Genomic DNA, 15298 nt, shown 5'->3' on the forward strand with positions numbered 1-15298 from the left:
TTTCCCCGAAAGCTGTCGCGATGAACCAGACGATCTCCTACCAGGGCGAGCCCGGCGCCAACTCGCACATCATCATCAACGAGGCCTATCCGGACTGGACGCCGCTGCCCTGCGCCACCTTCGAGGACGCGCTGACGGCGGTGCAGGACGGCTCGGCGGCGCTGGGCATGATCCCCATCGAGAACTCGATCGCGGGTCGCGTCGCCGACATCCACCACATGCTGCCGGCCTCGGGCCTCCACATCATCGGCGAGCAGTTCCTGCCGATCCGCTTCCAGCTCATGGCCCTGCCGGGCGTGGCGCTCGACGAGATCCGCACCGTGCACAGCCACGTCCACGCGCTCGGCCAGTGCCGCAAGATCATCCGGCGGCTCGGCCTCAAGGCGGTGGTCGCCCCCGACACCGCCGGCGCCGCCCGCCAGGTCGCCGAGGCCGGCGACCGCACCCGCGCCTCGCTCTCGCCGCGGCTGGCCGCCGAGATCTACGGCCTCGACATCCTGGCCGAGAACGTCGAGGACGAGGAGCACAACACCACCCGCTTCGTGGTGCTCTCCCGCGAGCCGGCGCTGCCGCCGGTGGGGACGGGCCCGACGGTGACGAGCTTCATGTTCCGGGTCCGCAACATCCCGGCGGCGCTCTACAAGGCGCTCGGCGGTTTCGCGACGAACGGCGTCAACATGACCAAGCTCGAGAGCTACATGGTCGAGGGCCAGTTCACCGCGACCCAGTTCTACGCCGAGGTCGACGGCCACCCGGAGGAGCCGTCCCTGCGCCGGGCGCTCGACGAGCTCGCCTATTTCTCAAGTGCGATCCGGATCATCGGGACCTATCCGGCCCACCCGTTCCGCGAGAGCGCCCGTCCGCCGGCGGAGTGATCCTGCCGGTCGCCGATCGTCGATGCCGGTCGCCCCGTGTCGCCGAGCCGCCGGTTCGGCATCCGGTCGTCGACACGGCTCACAGGGCTCCCGACCCTAAGCAGACTTGCGTTGGCAGGCCGACGCTTCGCCCGCTCAGGCTCTTGTTGCGTCCTAGGTTTTCGCCGCCGAACCGGTGTCCGCTTCGGCGACATCTGCTTGGGTCCGACCGGGAGCCTTCCCGGTCGGCGGCGGCCCCGGGAAGGCGTCCGCGCAGAGACGCAGGGCCTGTTTGGCTCGTGATGACTTTGACTTGCAGCAAATTCGACTTGCGGCGACCCGATCGCGAGGGGGCTATCCTGCCCTCCACCTCCCGATGATGTTGCCGGTGGAATAGAAGGGATCGATCGGGCAAACAGGCTCTCGCAGTCCACGACAGCGGCGGATACGAGTGCTGGCGAATGCAGGTCCTCGTGAGCCGCCTCCCGTCCCGCACGACTGAAGCGATGGCGGAAGGAGATCCGGGAACGGGACGGCTCGAGGTCGACCCGGGCCTGACGGCGTCGCGCCTGCCAGTGTCGCGTACCGGGACCGAGACTGCCGCAGGCGCGGGACCGCCTCCGGGTAACGGAGGCTTTGCCGTCGCTCCCAAGCAAGCGCGCTCGTCGTCGTCATGGATGACGCCGATCGGGGCCACTTTGGATTTTCGAGCGCTACTCCCACGCGGCCGAGTGCATTCGCCGCGCGCGTTGCTGCCCGCCAACGCATTGGATGCCGATTGAACGACCATCAGCTGTCAGATCTCGTGCGGCGCATCGCAGATCGACCGGCAAATCGCTTGATTAAGTCTAAATTAACGATAATTGATTAATGATCTCCGACCGCGTTGCAAAAATCATCACACGCAAAAAATGCAGTGGAGCGTTCGGTTTGAACGCGTGACCCGCGTCGCTTCCCTTCGACATCTTACGCAGGGTTCGGCGTCAACTCTTTGCGGATGGTCACGACGATGAATATATCGCGTCGCTTCGGCAGATTTCTGCTTGGTATCCGGGCGAAGATCGTTGGCTGTTCGCTCGTTTCGATCGTCATCCTCTCATCCATCGTCGTATACGAAACGAGAACCATATCGTCCTTGTCGGACAAGATCGATCAGCTCGGCAGATCCGACGAGCGGTCGTTCTACGTCGTCGGCCTGCAGGAGCGCTACGCGAGCCTGAGTGCCGCGCTGAGCGGTCTCCTGTTGTCCAATTCCGAGGACAACAAGCAGGAACTGGCGAGAACCCGCACGCGCATGGCCGAGATGCTGGGCGACCGCCCGGCGACGCAGAACGAGGCGGCGATGCAGCCGGTCGTCGCGCTCTGGTCGCGGTTCTCGGGCCTCGTCACCGGGCCGTCGGCCGTGCCCGCCCTGATCGCCCGGCGCGACGAGATCGCCGAGGAGCTGGTCCCGCTCGGGGCGAAGATCTCGTCGGCGATGCTCGATCTCGTCACGCAGGCGGGCTCGGGCGATGTCGGCCGGTCGATCGTCATGACCATCAACGCCTCGTTCACCCGCGGCCGCCCGATCGTCGAGCAGGCCCTGCGCACGGGCGACGAGGACGACCTCTTTCTGGCCACGCAGCAGATCGCCTCGATCGCCAATGCGCTGAAGTCCCTGCCGATTCCCGAGGCCCCGGTCACCGCCCTGCCGGAGATCGGGACGATCCGGACGGCCATCGGCGCCTATTCGGCCCGACTCGGCCACCTCCGGACGACGATCGAGGCGCTGAACAAGGCGCGCGCCGAGCAGGTCGAGGTCGATGCCGCGATGAAATCCGCCCTGGGGGCGATCGTCCAGCAGAGGACCGGGGCGATGGCGGCCATCCGGGCCGAGGCGGTCGCGACGGCGCGCAGCGCCACCGAGGTCGCGGTCGTCAGCGCCGGGGTGGCGATCGCCTTCAGCCTGACGCTGGCCTGGGCCTTGAGCGGCAGCATCAGCCGGCCGACCCGCGGGATGACGCGGGCGGTGCGGGCGCTCGCGAGCGGCGATGTCGACGTGGTCGTGCCGAGCCGCGGACGGCGCGACGAGATCGGCGTCATCGCCGAGGCGGTGCAGACCTTCAAGGAGGCCCTGATCCGGTCGCGGGCCCTGGAGGCGGAGACGGCCCTGGCCCGCGCCTCGGCCGAGGCGCAGCGCAAGGCCGGCATGCGGCAGATGGCCGACGGCTTCGAGCACGCGGTCGGCGGGATCGTCCGGCTGGTCTCGACCTCGGCGACGCAACTCCAGGCCACCGCCCAGCGGATGAGTGCCGCGGCCTCCGACACGGCCGGGCGCTCGGTCGCGGTCGCGGCGGCGGCCGAGGAGGCGGCCACGAACGTCAACACCACGGCGGCGGCGGCCGAGGAGATGGGCTTGTCCGTCCAGGAGATCGGACGGCAGGTCGACGGCTCGGCCGATCTCGCCCGCCAGGCCGTGGCGGAGGCCGGTCAGACCGGCGCCCTGGTGCACGAGCTGAGCCAGGCGGTGGCGCATATCGGCGACGTGGCGACGATGATCGCGTCGATCGCCGGCCAGACCAACCTGCTCGCCCTCAACGCCGCCATCGAGGCGGCGCGGGCGGGTCCGGCCGGCCGGGGCTTCGCGGTGGTGGCCGCCGAGGTCAAGGCGCTGGCCGGGCAGACCGCGCAGGCGACCGGGGAGATCGCCGGGCAGATCGCCCGCATCCAGGCGGTGACCGGCCAGGCCGTCTCGGCGATCGGTGCGATCGGCGCGCGCATCCAGGAGATCAGCGGCGTCTCGACCTCGATCGCCGCAGCCGTCGATGAGCAGGGCGCGGCCATGCAGGAGATCGTCCGCAACGTGAGCCAGGCCGCGCAGGGCACCCTGGAGGTGACGGGCACCATCGCGGGCGTGGTTGCCGTCGCCGAGGAGACCGGGGAGGCCGCCGATCACGTCCTCGGCGCCGCCGAGGACCTCTCGCGTCAATCCGCCCATCTCGCGGCCGAGGTCGGCCGGTTCCTCGCGACGGTGCGGGCGGCCTGACGGTGTTTTTCCCCCGCGGGGCTCAGAACAGCGAGCCCTGCGCCTCGCTCGGCCGTTCCGGCGCCGGGGGCGCCAGGGTATCTTCGTCCGGGTGCAGCAGGTCCGCCGCGTCGTGGCGCACGTCGTTCACCCGCCGGCTCGCCGGGGCGAGGTCCAGCCACTCCTCCGGGGCCGGCCGGCACAGGGCAGCCGCGCGGCCGGCCTCGACGTCCCGCATGTCGAGCCACTGGTCGACGCCCTCCGGCGAGAGGATCGCCGGCATGCGCTCGTGGATCGCGGATAACAGCCCGTTGGCGCCGCAGGTGACGATCGCCGCGGTGTCGATCTCCGAGCCGTCGCGGCTGCTCCAGGTCTCCCACAGGCCGGCGAGCGCCATCGGCCGGCCGTCGGCCCGGCGGATCGCGTAGGGCGCCTGGCCGCGGGGCCCGCCGCGGCGCCACTCGTAGAAGCCGTCCGCCAGAAAGATGCAGCGCCGGTAGCGCAGCGCGTTGCGAAAGCTCGGCTTCTCGGCCGCGGTCTCGATCCGGGCATTGATGACGAGGGGGAAGTCGTCCGGGTCCTTGACCCAGGCCGGCAGGAAACCCCAGCGCATCAGCACGAAGCGCCGCCTTCCGTGCTCGGACGTCACCACCGCGACCGGCTGGGTCGGCGCCACGTTGTGGCGGGCCGGGAAGTTCGGCCGGTCGTCGTAGCCGTAGGCCTCGCGAAAGGTCTCGGGCGAGGAGGTGACGAAGAATCGGCCGCACATCGCGAGATCGGCCCCCTACAGCCAGCGCTTCCAGCGGAAGAAGGCATAGGGCAGGATCGCCGCCACCACCATCATCACCACCGCCATCGGGTAGCCGAAGCCCCAGTCGAGTTCCGGCATCGTCTTGAAGTTCATGCCGTACATCGAGGCGATCAGGGTCGGCGGCATGAACACCACCGCCATGACCGAGAACAGCTTGATGATGTTGTTCTGCTCGAGGTTGACGAGGCCGAGCGTCGCGTCGAGCAGGAACTGGATCTTTCCGGAGAGGAAGCTCGCATGCTCCTCGAGCGACTGCAGGTCGCGCAGGGTCGAGCGGACCTCCTCGCGGATCTCGCGCGGTGCCTTGCTGGCCCGGTAGCTCGCCGAGAGCGAGAGCAGGATGCGCTCGACGGAGACCAGGCTCTCGCGCTGCTGCGACAGCAGCTCGTTGTGGCGCCCCAGCGCCCGCAGGGTGTCCTGCAATTCGGCGTTGCGGGCGCTCGGGTCGGTATGCTCGGCGAAGATCTGGCGCGACAGCCGGTCGATCCGCTCGCCCTGGAGCTGGAGCACGTCGGCGGCCCGGTCGATCACGGTCTCGATCAGGCCGGCGAGGATCGCCTCGCCGGTCAGCATCACGCCGGCCGGCCGCGCGGCGCGGTGGACGAACATCCGGAACGCCTGCGGATCGTCGTAGCGCACCGTGGCGAGCTTGTTGTCGCGCAGGATGAAGGTGACGCCGGTGAGCCGCGCGTCGTCGGTGTCGACCCGGCAGAGCAGCCGCCCGGTCATGTAGCGGGCGCCGTTCTCGACGTAGAGGAGCTCCGAGGGCTCGATGTCCTGCATCTCCTCCCGGGTCGGGATCGAGATGCCGAGGAAGGCCTCGACCTTGTGGTCCTCCTGGCGGGTCGGCTCGATCAGGTCGATCCAGAGCGCGTCCGGCGGGATCGGCTCCGACATCTCGAGCAGGCGCCGCTCGAGGAGCGGCTGACCGGTGCTGGCGCAGGCATTCGGCTGATGGACGAAGATCAAGGGCGGTCTCGGACGACGGTGACGCGACGGAGGGGCCTTGTGGCCCGGCCGCTTGAAGGCTCCGTGACAGCTAGGTCACGGACGCCCCGCTTGTCGATGCCGCCCGGCCCACAGCCGCCGGGTGTTTTCGCCTGAAATTGGTGCTCGCGCGGGGTCAGGGCGCCGTATCGGCGTCGCCTTCGCCGGCCGGCGGCTGGCAGACGTCGATCCACTCGGCCCCGGTCAAGGCCGCCATGCGCTCGGGCGTGATCCGCACGGCGCTGTGGGGCGAGCCTGCCGCCGGCACCACCTCGTCGAAGGCCCGCAGGCTGACGTCGCAATAGACCGGCAGCGGCGTGGCGAGGCCGAACGGGCAGACCCCGCCGACGGGGTGACCGGTGATCGCCTCGACCTCCTCCGCGCCGAGCATCCGGGGCTTGACCCCGAAGGCCGCCTTGGCCTTGCGGTTGTCGAGGCGCGCGTCGCCGCGCGCCACCAGCAGCACCACCCGCTCGCCGAGGCGCAGCGACAGGGTCTTGGCGATGCGGGCCGGCTCGACCCCGTGAGCGGCGGCCGCCAGCGCCACGGTGGCGGAACTCGCCTCGGTCTCCAGCACCGTGAGGTCGGGCGCGCGGGCGGCGAGGTCGGCCTTGACGGAAGCGAGGCTCATCGGCGGACCGACCCGCACGGGGAGAGAGAAGCGAACACGGGCGGGCCCTCCGGGTTGCGATGGATGCCGATCCGGCTCCCCTCGCCCGACAGGCCGGCCGGCGCAAGCCCCTTGGCCAGCGCAAGCCCCTTGGCCGGGGCTCGTTCGCGACGACGATCCTCTCCGTCCCGGCGGCGCGGTCTGCTCCAACGCAAAAAGCGCGTGTCCCTCGCCCCGATGGCCGAGAGAACACGCGCCTGTCGCCTTGCGGCGCGGCCGATCAGTAGCGCGGGCCGCCCGTGGTGTTGCCGAGCTGCTGCTGGTAGCCCGGGCGCGACGGGTTGCGGGCGTTCGGGTTGCCGGAGCGCATGTGGTGGCGGCGCATGTGACGGCGCATGTGGCGGTCGTGCCGCTTCATGTGATGGTAGTGGCGGCGCATGGCGACGTGCTCGACCGTCGATCCCGCGCCGGACACGGCGGGGGCGGGGGCGGTCACGGCGGCCGAGGCCGGGGTGAGAGCGAGACCGCCCAGCAGAACGCTCGCCGCCAGGGCCAGGGACAGGGACTTCATCGCGGTGTACTCCAGCCGGTGGCCCCTCGGCCAACCCGTGCGTCAATTCTCTGGCGCGCAACCGGTTCCGCAGCGGCATCGGAAATCATCGGGAAAACTTCCCAGGGGGCCGGCCGGACGAAACCGATCCTCCCCGAGCCCTCGCGCCCGGCCCGCGCGAGCGGTGCAGGCTTGCCTCCCGGACTCGGCTTGCGGACTTGCGTTTTGCAGACCTGCGTTGCGGACTTGCGCGGACGGACCGGCTCCGCCATCCCGGCGCCCATGCGCGCCGTCCCCTCCCTGCCGATCGATGCCGTCCTCGGCGACCTCGCGACCGCCCTGGCGCAGCCCGCCGGCCGGCCCAACGCGGTGCTGGTGGCCCCGCCCGGCGCCGGCAAGACCACCCGGGTGCCGCTCGCCCTCCTGGAGGCGCCCTGGCGTGGCGACCGCCGCATCATCCTGCTGGAGCCGCGCCGCCTCGCCGCCCGGGCCGCCGCCGAGCGCATGGCCGCGACCCTGGGCGAGCCGGTCGGCGAGACTGTCGGCCTCAGGGTCCGCCTCGGCTCCAAGGTCTCGGCCCGCACCCGGATCGAGGTGGTGACCGAGGGCGTCTTCGCCCGGATGATCCTGGACGATCCCGAGCTCGACGGCATCGCCGCCGTGCTGTTCGACGAGTTCCACGAGCGCTCGCTCGACGCCGATCTCGGCCTGGCCCTGGCGCTCGACGCGCAAGGGGCCCTGCGCGAGGACCTGCGCCTCCTGGCGATGTCGGCGACGATCGACGGCGCCCGGGTCGCCGCGCTGATGGGGGATGCCCCGGCGATCGTCTCGGAGGGCCGGGCCTTCCCGGTCGAGACCCGCCACCTCGACCGCGACCCGCGAGAGCGCATCGAGGACGCGGTGACGGATGCGGTGATGCGGGCCTTGCGGGCCGAGCCCGGCTCGGTCCTCGCCTTCCTGCCGGGCCAGGCCGAGATCCGTCGCACCGCCGAACGCCTCGCCGAGCGTCTCTCCGATGTCCCCGAGGTCGACCTCGCCCCGCTCTACGGCGCCCTCGACCGGGCCGAGCAGGACCGGGCGGTGCGGCCGAGCCCGACGGGGCGCCGCAAGGTGGTGCTCGCCACCGCGATCGCCGAGACCTCGCTCACCATCGAGGGGGTGCGGGTGGTGGTCGATTCCGGCCTCGCCCGGGTGCCGGTCTACGAGCCGGATCTCGGGCTCACCCGCCTCGTCACCCAGCGCGCCTCCCGGGCCTCGGTCGACCAGCGCCGGGGCCGCGCCGGCCGGACCCAGGCCGGTGTCTGCTACCGCCTGTGGTCGGAGGCCGCCACCGGCGCGCTCGAACCGTTCACCCGGCCCGAGATCCTGGCCGCCGATCTCGCCGGGCTGGTGCTCGACTGCGCCGCCTGGGGCGTGTCCGACCCGACCATGCTCCCCTTCCTCGACCCGCCGCCGGCCCCGGCGCTGGCCGAGGCCCGCACCCTGCTGACCGGGCTCGACGCCCTCGACCACGACGGCCGCCTCACCCCGGCGGGCCGGGCGCTGCGCGCCCTCCCCCTGCCGCCGCGCCTCGCCCGCATGGTGGTGAGCGCCGCCGCCCGGGGGCGGGACGCGGCGCGGGACGCCGCCGACCTCGCGGCGGTTCTGGTGGAGCGCGGCCTCGGCGGCGATTCCGTGGACCTCGGCGAGCGGGCCGAGCGCTTCCGCCGCGACCGCTCGGCCCGGGCCGAGGACATGCGCCGCCTCGCCGCCGGCTGGGCGAAGATCGCGCTGGCCCACGCCTCGCCCCCGGCCGCCGCCGACAGGCCCGATCCCGGAACCCTCCTGGCGCTGGCCTATCCCGACCGGATCGCCCGGGCCCGGGGCAAGGCCGGCGAGTACGTGCTGGCCAACGGCCGCGGCGCCGCCCTCGATCCCGCCGCCGCGCTCGCCCGCGAGCCGTTCCTGGCGGTGGCGGAGATCGTCGGCAAGGCCTCGGCCGCCCGCATCCTGGCCGCGGCGCCGATCGCGCTCCCCGCCATCGAGGCGCTGTTTGCCGACCGGATCGAGGCCCGCACCCGGGTCGAGTTCGACCCCGAAGCCCGCGCCCTCAGGGCTCGGGCGCAGCGCCGCCTCGGCGCGGTTTCGCTCGCCGAGCGCATCCTGCCCGTCCCGACGGACGCCGACAGCGCCGCGATCCTCGCCCGCGGCCTCGCCGGCCTCGGCGTCGCCGCCCTGCCCTGGTCGAAGGCGGCCCAGCAATGGCGCGAGCGGGTGATGTTTCTCCGCGGTGCCGAGGGCGAGCCCTGGCCCGACCTCTCGGACGCCCATCTCACCGAGACCCTGCCCGACTGGCTCGGACCGCATCTGACCGGCCTCACCCGCCTCGACGAGATCGGCGCCGACCGGCTCTCGGAGGCCCTGCACGACCTCGTGCCCTGGTCCCTGCGCGCCCGCCTCGATGCCGAGGCGCCGACCCATCTCGACGTGCCGACGGGCTCGCGCATCCCGGTCGATTACGCCGCCGAGGGCGGGCCGGCGCTCGCCGTGCGGGTCCAGGAGCTGTTCGGCCTCGCCCGCCATCCGACCATCGGCGGCGGCCGGGTGCCGCTCGTCCTCCACCTGCTCTCGCCGGCCCAGCGGCCGATCCAGATCACCCGCGACCTGCCGGGCTTCTGGCGCGGCTCCTGGGCGGCGGTGCGGGCCGACATGCGTGGCCAGTATCCCCGCCACCCCTGGCCCGAGGATCCGACCACCGCCCCCCCGACCCGGCGGGCCAAGCCCCGGGGGACGTGACGCAGCCCGAGGCCGACAGCGCCGAGACCTATCGCGCACCGGTTGTCGCTTCTACATTTCGAGAAAGGAAATCGCAGCAAATTTGTGAGATTCGATGATGACAGGAACAAGATCGCATCATGCTGCCTGAAGATCTCGATATCGTTGCCGCGGATTGGATCTGGCAAACCGATGCGGCGCTGCGCCTGACCGTTTTGCACGGTCGGTACGCGACCCTGACCGGCGTGGCCGATCCGATCGGGAGATCGTGGCCCGGTCTCGACGGGGATGGACCGGGTGACGGGATCCTGGCGCGCCGGCGCCCGTTCCGGGACGTCGTCCTGCCTCACCGGCACCCCGACGGGCGGACTCGCTGGTTTCGCTTCGGCGGCGCGCCGGTCGTCGGGCCGGACGGGACCTTCTCGGGGTGGCGCGGGATCTGCGCCGAGGTGCCGGAGCCGGCCGGCGCCGAGCCCGGCTTCGCGGAGCGGGCGCGCCGCTGCGAGACGGTGCTGGACGGCCTGCCCGTCGGGATCAGCGTGTTCGACCCCGAATTGCGGCTGATCCTCGTCAACGACCGGCTGCGCGACATCTTCGGGCTGCCCGAGGAGCTGCTGCGCCTCGGCACGCCGCTCGAGCGCATGATCCGCACGAGCGCCGCTGCCGGCAATTATCCGGGCCTGGACCCCGATGAGGCCTGGGCCTTCGTCTCCGAGCGCATCGCCCAGCGGGTCCGTCTGCAGCGCGAGCGGCACCTGCCGAACGGAGTCCTCCTGAAGACCACCATCACCCCGCTGCCGGATGGCGGCACGATGGTGATCCACGAGGACGCGACCGACCGGGCGCGGGCCGATGCGCGGCTCGCCGAGCAGAACCGCTGGCTCGACCACGCCCTGACCCACATGTCGCACGGGCTCGTGCTGTTCGACGCCGACCACCGCATCACCGTCGTCAACCGGCAGTTTCTCGACCTCTACGGCCTGTCGCCCGAGACGGTGCATCCGGGCATCACCGCCGAGGAGCTGATCCACCGCCGTACCGAGGCCGGCAACTTCCCGGGCCTCCAGCCGGAGGAGGCCTGGCAGCAGGTGCGAGAGCGGCTGGCGACCCGCACCCGCTATCGCCTCGACCAGACCCTCGTCGACGGCCGGGTGCTCGCGGTGACCTACGCGCCGACCCCCGAGGGCGGCTTCGTCACGGTGCACGAGGACGTCACGGCGGCCAAGCGCGCCGAGGCGCAGATCGTCCACATGGCGCGCCACGATGCGCTGACCGGCCTGCCCAACCGCGCCCTGCTGCACGAGGGCCTGACCGAGGCGCTCGCGGCCGGCGGCGGGGTCGCCGAGGGCAGAGGCTTGGCGGTCCTGTGCCTCGACCTCGACCGCTTCAAGACGGTGAACGACACCCTCGGCCACGCCGTCGGCGACAAGCTCCTGCGCCTCGTCACCGCCCGGCTCGCCGCCGAGGTCCGGGACGAGGCGGGCGACGGGCTCGCGATCCTGGCCCGGCTCGGCGGCGACGAGTTCGCCCTCGTCCTGCGGCCGGCCTCGCGCTTCCGGGCCGGCCGCCTCGCCGGACGGCTGATCGCGGCGGTCGAGCGCGACTACGACATCGACGGCGCGCGGGTCAGCGTCGGGCTCAGCATCGGCATCGCCCTGGCGCCGGCGGACGGGCAGGACCCGGAAGGGTTGCTGCGCGCCGCCGACATGGCGCTCTACCGCGCCAAGGGCGAGGGGCGGGGCACGCACCGCTTCTTCGAGCCCGCCATGGACGTCGAGGTCCAGGCCCGCCGCACCGTCGAGCTCGACCTGCGCACGGCCTTGGCCGAGCAGCAATTCGCCCTGGCGTTCCAGCCCTTCCTCGACCTCTCCGCCGACCGGATCGCCGGCTTCGAGGCGCTGGTGCGCTGGCACCACCCGGTGCGCGGCGTGGTGAGCCCGGCCGCCTTCGTGCCGATCGCCGAGGAGACCGGCATGATCGTGCCCCTCGGCGAGTGGGTCCTGCGCCAGGCCTGCCGCGAGGCGGCGCGCTGGCCGCGTTCCGTGCGGGTCTCGGTCAACCTGTCGCCGGTGCAGTTCCGCGGCGGCGACCTCGACGCCACCGTGATCGCGACCCTGCGCGATACCGGCCTCGACCCGCACCGGCTCGAACTCGAGATCACCGAGGGCGTGCTCCTGCAGGACAACGCCTCGACCCTCGCGATCCTGCACCGGCTCAAGGAGCTCGGGGTGCGCATCGCCATGGACGATTTCGGCACCGGCTACTCGTCGCTCGGCTACCTGCGCTCGTTCCCGTTCGACAAGATCAAGATCGACCGCGCCTTCGTGGCCGACCTCGCGGTGCGCCCCGACGCGCTCGCCATCGTGCGGGCGGTGACGACGCTGGCCGACAGCCTCGGCATGACGACCACCGCCGAGGGCGTCGAGACGCAGGAGCAGCTTACCCATCTGCGGGGCGCCGGCTGCACCGAGGTGCAGGGCTACCTCGTCAGCCGCCCGGTGGCGGCGGAGGCGGTGGCGCCGATGCTGGCGGGCGACGGCGTGGAGATGACGCGCCGATGCGGCTAATTGGAAATATGCCCTAAAATATTGACTCTACAGTCGTTTTTTGAGCGCGGGATCCCCTCTCCCGTGTGGGAGAGGGGTAGGGGCGATCGGAGATCGCGCGAGGGTGACACGCTTCAGTGTAGACCGCTGAGCGTGGTGCTGGCAGCGCTACGGTTAGAGCCAGACGCAGAACCGGATCACCCTCACCCCTTTCCCACACGGGAGAGGGGGACCCGCGCAAGAACGAAAATCGCCTTCGACGCTCGCAACGGGGTAGACGATCACCGCCTCGTTTCATCCGCCAGGGACCGCGAAGCCGGTGAAGAACTGATACCACCGGCCTCTTTTCTTTGCCGTTGCGAGGGACGCGACCGGCGCGGCGCCTCTGTCGCCGATGGAGTAGTCTGGCGCCATGCAAACCCGGCTCGTCCTGGCTGCCCTCGCCTTGTCCTCGATCCTGACGGTGGGATGTTCGATGACACACGGCAATCCGAAAGAACCCGCGAAGAATCCGCATCCGGTCAAGCGTTACGAGATCACCGCCACATCGCACGCACCGGGACCGTGGGATGTGATCGAGGGCAACCTAGGCTACGAGGTCATCAACAAAGATTGCCTGCCGATGAACTCATTTCTCGGTCAGCAGGATGTGCCAAACACGGGTGTCGTCGTTGCGATGACCCGTGTGGACGACCACACGTGGAAAGGGTATTTCTACCGTGATGCCTTGCGGGACGAGGATTACTACAAGCTCGGCCTGTGCCGCTGGGACGTGACCAGCGCGGGAATCTCCGCGGTCGCCGCGGGGGCCAGGTTCAACTGGAGCCACACGCTGAGGACGCTTTTGCGCGATGGCGTGAAGACAAGCTACTTCGAGAAGACCTCGTACGGCGATCCCGCCACCGCACGCTACGGTGCGCAAGCGCTGACAATTGATGATCCCGAAATACTCCAACGCCCCGACGCATATTTTTCCGTCACCATCGCCGTCACCGATGTTGCATCGTGAGACATATCGGCACCCGGAACATCGTCGACGGGCATGCGCGTCCTCCGTCGGAACGCGGCCGCGCCCGTCTTCCCGGCCAGCGTCCAGGATTGTGCTCCCGGGTGTCCTCGATCCCCTTGGCGTTCCCTTGGGCGCCCCCTTGGGGGCCCGGTGGCGCATCCGTGTTCGGAACTCGGCGCGCAGATTGCGGCATCGCGCGGGCGCCGCGAAGAAGACCATCAGATCGTGGAGAGGGCCCGCCATCCTGCATCAACCGGCCGCCGTGTCGGGCCGAGGATGCACCATTACAGTGCAGGGCTGCCTATCTCGAGCAGTGTCCGATCGCGTAACGATCGGACACTGCGCCAGGTCATCGATTTTGCCGCATTTTCTATCGACGAAGCGGATGCCGGCTCGTCGCATACAATGCGGTAAAACAAAGAATCGGAGGGCTTCGCGATTGCAGCGCGATCGTGAAGTGATCTAGTGCCGCAGGCCCGGCGCCTCCTGCCCGGTCTTCTCGACGTATTCCGTGTATCCGCCGCCATAAAGGTGGATGCCCTCGGGCGTCAGCTCCAGCACCCGGTTCGACAGGGCGGCGAGGAAGTGCCGGTCGTGCGAGACGAACAGCATCGTGCCCTCGTACTGGGCGAGCGCGGCGATCAGCATGTCCTTGGTGCCGACGTCGAGGTGGTTGGTCGGCTCGTCGAGGACGAGGAAGTTCGGCGGGTCGTAGAGCATCTTCGCCATGGCGAGGCGGGCCTTCTCGCCGCCCGACAGCACCCGGCAGCGCTTCTCGACGTCGTCGCCCGAGAAGCCGAAGCAGCCGGCGAGCGTGCGCAGCGAGCCCTGGCCGGCCTGGGGGAACGCCTCCTCCAGGAACTCGAACACCGTCTGCTCGCCGACCAGCGTGTCCATGGCGTGCTGGGCGAAGTAGCCGAGCTTGACGCTGGCGCCGATGGTCACGCTGCCCGAATCCGGCTCCGTGGTGCCGGTGGCGAGCTTGAGCAGCGTCGACTTGCCGGCGCCGTTGACGCCCATCACGCACCAGCGCTCCTTGCGGCGGATGCCGAAATCGAGCCCGTCGTAGATCGTGCGGCTGCCGTAGCTCTTGGAGACCGCCTTCAGGCTGATCACGTCGTCGCCGGAGCGGGGCGCGGCGGGGAAATCGAAGGCCACGCTCTGGCGCCGACGGGGCGGCTCGACGCGCTCGATCTTGTCGAGCTTCTTCACCCGGCTCTGGACCTGGGCCGCGTGCGAGGCGCGCGCCTTGAAGCGCTCGATGAACTTGATTTCCTTGGCCAGCATCGCCTGCTGGCGCTCGAACTGCGCCTGCTGCTGCGCCTCGTTCTGGGCCCGCTGCTGCTCGTAGAAGGCGTAGTCGCCCGAATAGGTGGTGAGCGAACCGGCATCGATCTCGATGATCTTGCCGACGATCCGGTTCATGAAGGCCCGGTCGTGCGAGGTCATCAGCAGCGCGCCGTCGAAGCCCCGGAGGAAGTCCTCGAGCCAGATCAGGCTCTCGATGTCGAGGTGGTTGCTCGGCTCGTCGAGCAGCATCACGTCGGGGTTCATGAGCAGGATGCGGGCGAGCGCGACGCGCATCTTCCAGCCGCCCGACAGGGCGCCGACATCGCCCTCGACCATCTCGGGGGAAAAGCTCAGGCCCGCCAGCACCTCGTGGGCCCGGCCCTCCAGCGCGTAGCCGCCGAGCTCCTCGAACCGGCCCTGCACCTCGCCGTAGCGCTCGACGAGCGCCTCCATCTCGTCGGCCCTGTCGGGATCGGCGAGCGCCGTCTCGATCTCGCGCAGCTCGGCGGCGATCGCGCTCACGGGACCCGCGCCGTCCATCACCTCGGACAGGACGGAGCGGCCCGCCATCTCGCCGACATCCTGGCTGAAATAGCCGATGGTGATGCCGCGATCGGACGAGACCTGGCCCTCGTCGGGCTGCTCCTCGCCGGTGATCATGCGAAACAGCGTCGTCTTGCCGGCGCCGTTGGGACCGACGAGCCCGACTTTCTCGCCGCGCTGAAGCGCGGCGGACGCCTCGATGAAGAGGAGCTGGTTGCCGTTCTGCTTGGCGATCTTGTCGAGGCGGATCATGGGAGGCGGGGGTCCGAAGTGGAGGGCGCAGCGGATCGCGCGCGGTGTCGTTGGAGATGCATGCCACGGATTCGTGGCGGCGTGGTGT

10 protein-coding genes are annotated in these 15298 nt (G+C 70.7%); 5 read left to right on the forward strand and 5 right to left on the reverse strand.

Annotation, left to right across the window (positions count from 1 at the left end):
• Positions 1-20: 20 nt before the first annotated feature.
• Both miv_RS14440 and miv_RS14445 read left to right on the forward strand, forming a co-directional pair.
• A complete protein-coding gene (locus miv_RS14440) occupies positions 21-875 on the forward strand; it encodes a prephenate dehydratase (protein WP_048426817.1) in 855 nt (284 codons plus the stop codon).
• 1114 nt (positions 876-1989) lie between these two features.
• Positions 1990-3879, forward strand: a complete 1890-nt coding sequence (locus miv_RS14445; RefSeq protein ID WP_244749006.1) for a methyl-accepting chemotaxis protein — start codon at positions 1990-1992, stop codon at positions 3877-3879.
• Between the two features lie 22 nt (positions 3880-3901).
• On the opposite strand, the gene miv_RS14450 is transcribed toward miv_RS14445, so the two are convergent.
• From miv_RS14450 to miv_RS14465, 4 genes are all read right to left on the reverse strand, one after another.
• Positions 3902-4627, reverse strand: coding sequence for an SOS response-associated peptidase (locus miv_RS14450; protein WP_207183255.1), 726 nt, complete (start codon positions 4625-4627; stop codon positions 3902-3904).
• 15 nt (positions 4628-4642) lie between these two features.
• The gene (locus miv_RS14455; RefSeq protein ID WP_048426815.1) at positions 4643-5638 is read right to left on the reverse strand and encodes a magnesium transporter CorA family protein; all 996 of its coding nucleotides are present in this window, start codon (positions 5636-5638) and stop codon (positions 4643-4645) included.
• Positions 5639-5792: 154 nt separating this feature from the next.
• Positions 5793-6287, reverse strand: coding sequence for a YbaK/EbsC family protein (locus miv_RS14460; RefSeq protein WP_207183256.1), 495 nt, complete (start codon positions 6285-6287; stop codon positions 5793-5795).
• A 259-nt stretch (positions 6288-6546) separates the two neighbouring features.
• A complete protein-coding gene (locus tag miv_RS14465) occupies positions 6547-6837 on the reverse strand; it encodes a hypothetical protein (protein WP_207183257.1) in 291 nt (96 codons plus the stop codon).
• A gap of 261 nt (positions 6838-7098) precedes the next feature.
• Between miv_RS14465 and hrpB the strand changes: the two genes are divergently transcribed.
• The 3 genes from hrpB (at position 7099) to miv_RS14480 (ending at position 13125) form a co-directional block, all read left to right on the forward strand.
• Entirely contained in the window at positions 7099-9591 is a 2493-nt protein-coding gene (hrpB, locus tag miv_RS14470) for an ATP-dependent helicase HrpB (RefSeq protein ID WP_207183258.1), read from the forward strand.
• A gap of 119 nt (positions 9592-9710) precedes the next feature.
• Positions 9711-12137 carry a putative bifunctional diguanylate cyclase/phosphodiesterase gene (locus miv_RS14475; protein WP_207183259.1) on the forward strand — a complete coding sequence of 809 codons (2427 nt, stop codon included), beginning with the start codon at positions 9711-9713 and terminating at the stop codon, positions 12135-12137.
• A 391-nt stretch (positions 12138-12528) separates the two neighbouring features.
• Positions 12529-13125, forward strand: a complete 597-nt coding sequence (locus tag miv_RS14480; protein WP_207183260.1) for a hypothetical protein — start codon at positions 12529-12531, stop codon at positions 13123-13125.
• Between the two features lie 462 nt (positions 13126-13587).
• Here miv_RS14480 and miv_RS14485 read toward each other — a convergent pair whose 3' ends face one another.
• Entirely contained in the window at positions 13588-15210 is a 1623-nt protein-coding gene (locus tag miv_RS14485) for an ABC-F family ATP-binding cassette domain-containing protein (RefSeq protein ID WP_048426812.1), read from the reverse strand.
• Positions 15211-15298: the final 88 nt, after the last annotated feature.

This window comes from Methylobacterium indicum, assembly GCF_017347565.1.
In the GTDB taxonomy this organism is placed as follows: Bacteria; Pseudomonadota; Alphaproteobacteria; order Rhizobiales; family Beijerinckiaceae; genus Methylobacterium; species Methylobacterium indicum.

Excerpts from the sequence above, each read along its gene's own strand:
- hrpB (WP_207183258.1), top strand. The coding sequence starts at position 7,099 with ATGCGCGCCGTCCCCTCCCTGCCGATCGATGCCGTCCTCGGCGACCTC.
- miv_RS14460 (WP_207183256.1), bottom strand. The coding sequence starts at position 6,287 with ATGAGCCTCGCTTCCGTCAAGGCCGACCTCGCCGCCCGCGCGCCCGAC.
- miv_RS14440 (WP_048426817.1), top strand. The coding sequence starts at position 21 with ATGAACCAGACGATCTCCTACCAGGGCGAGCCCGGCGCCAACTCGCAC.
- miv_RS14450 (WP_207183255.1), bottom strand. The coding sequence starts at position 4,627 with ATGTGCGGCCGATTCTTCGTCACCTCCTCGCCCGAGACCTTTCGCGAG.
- miv_RS14485 (WP_048426812.1), bottom strand. The coding sequence starts at position 15,210 with ATGATCCGCCTCGACAAGATCGCCAAGCAGAACGGCAACCAGCTCCTC.
- miv_RS14475 (WP_207183259.1), top strand. The coding sequence starts at position 9,711 with ATGCTGCCTGAAGATCTCGATATCGTTGCCGCGGATTGGATCTGGCAA.
- miv_RS14480 (WP_207183260.1), top strand. The coding sequence starts at position 12,529 with ATGCAAACCCGGCTCGTCCTGGCTGCCCTCGCCTTGTCCTCGATCCTG.
- miv_RS14465 (WP_207183257.1), bottom strand. The coding sequence starts at position 6,837 with ATGAAGTCCCTGTCCCTGGCCCTGGCGGCGAGCGTTCTGCTGGGCGGT.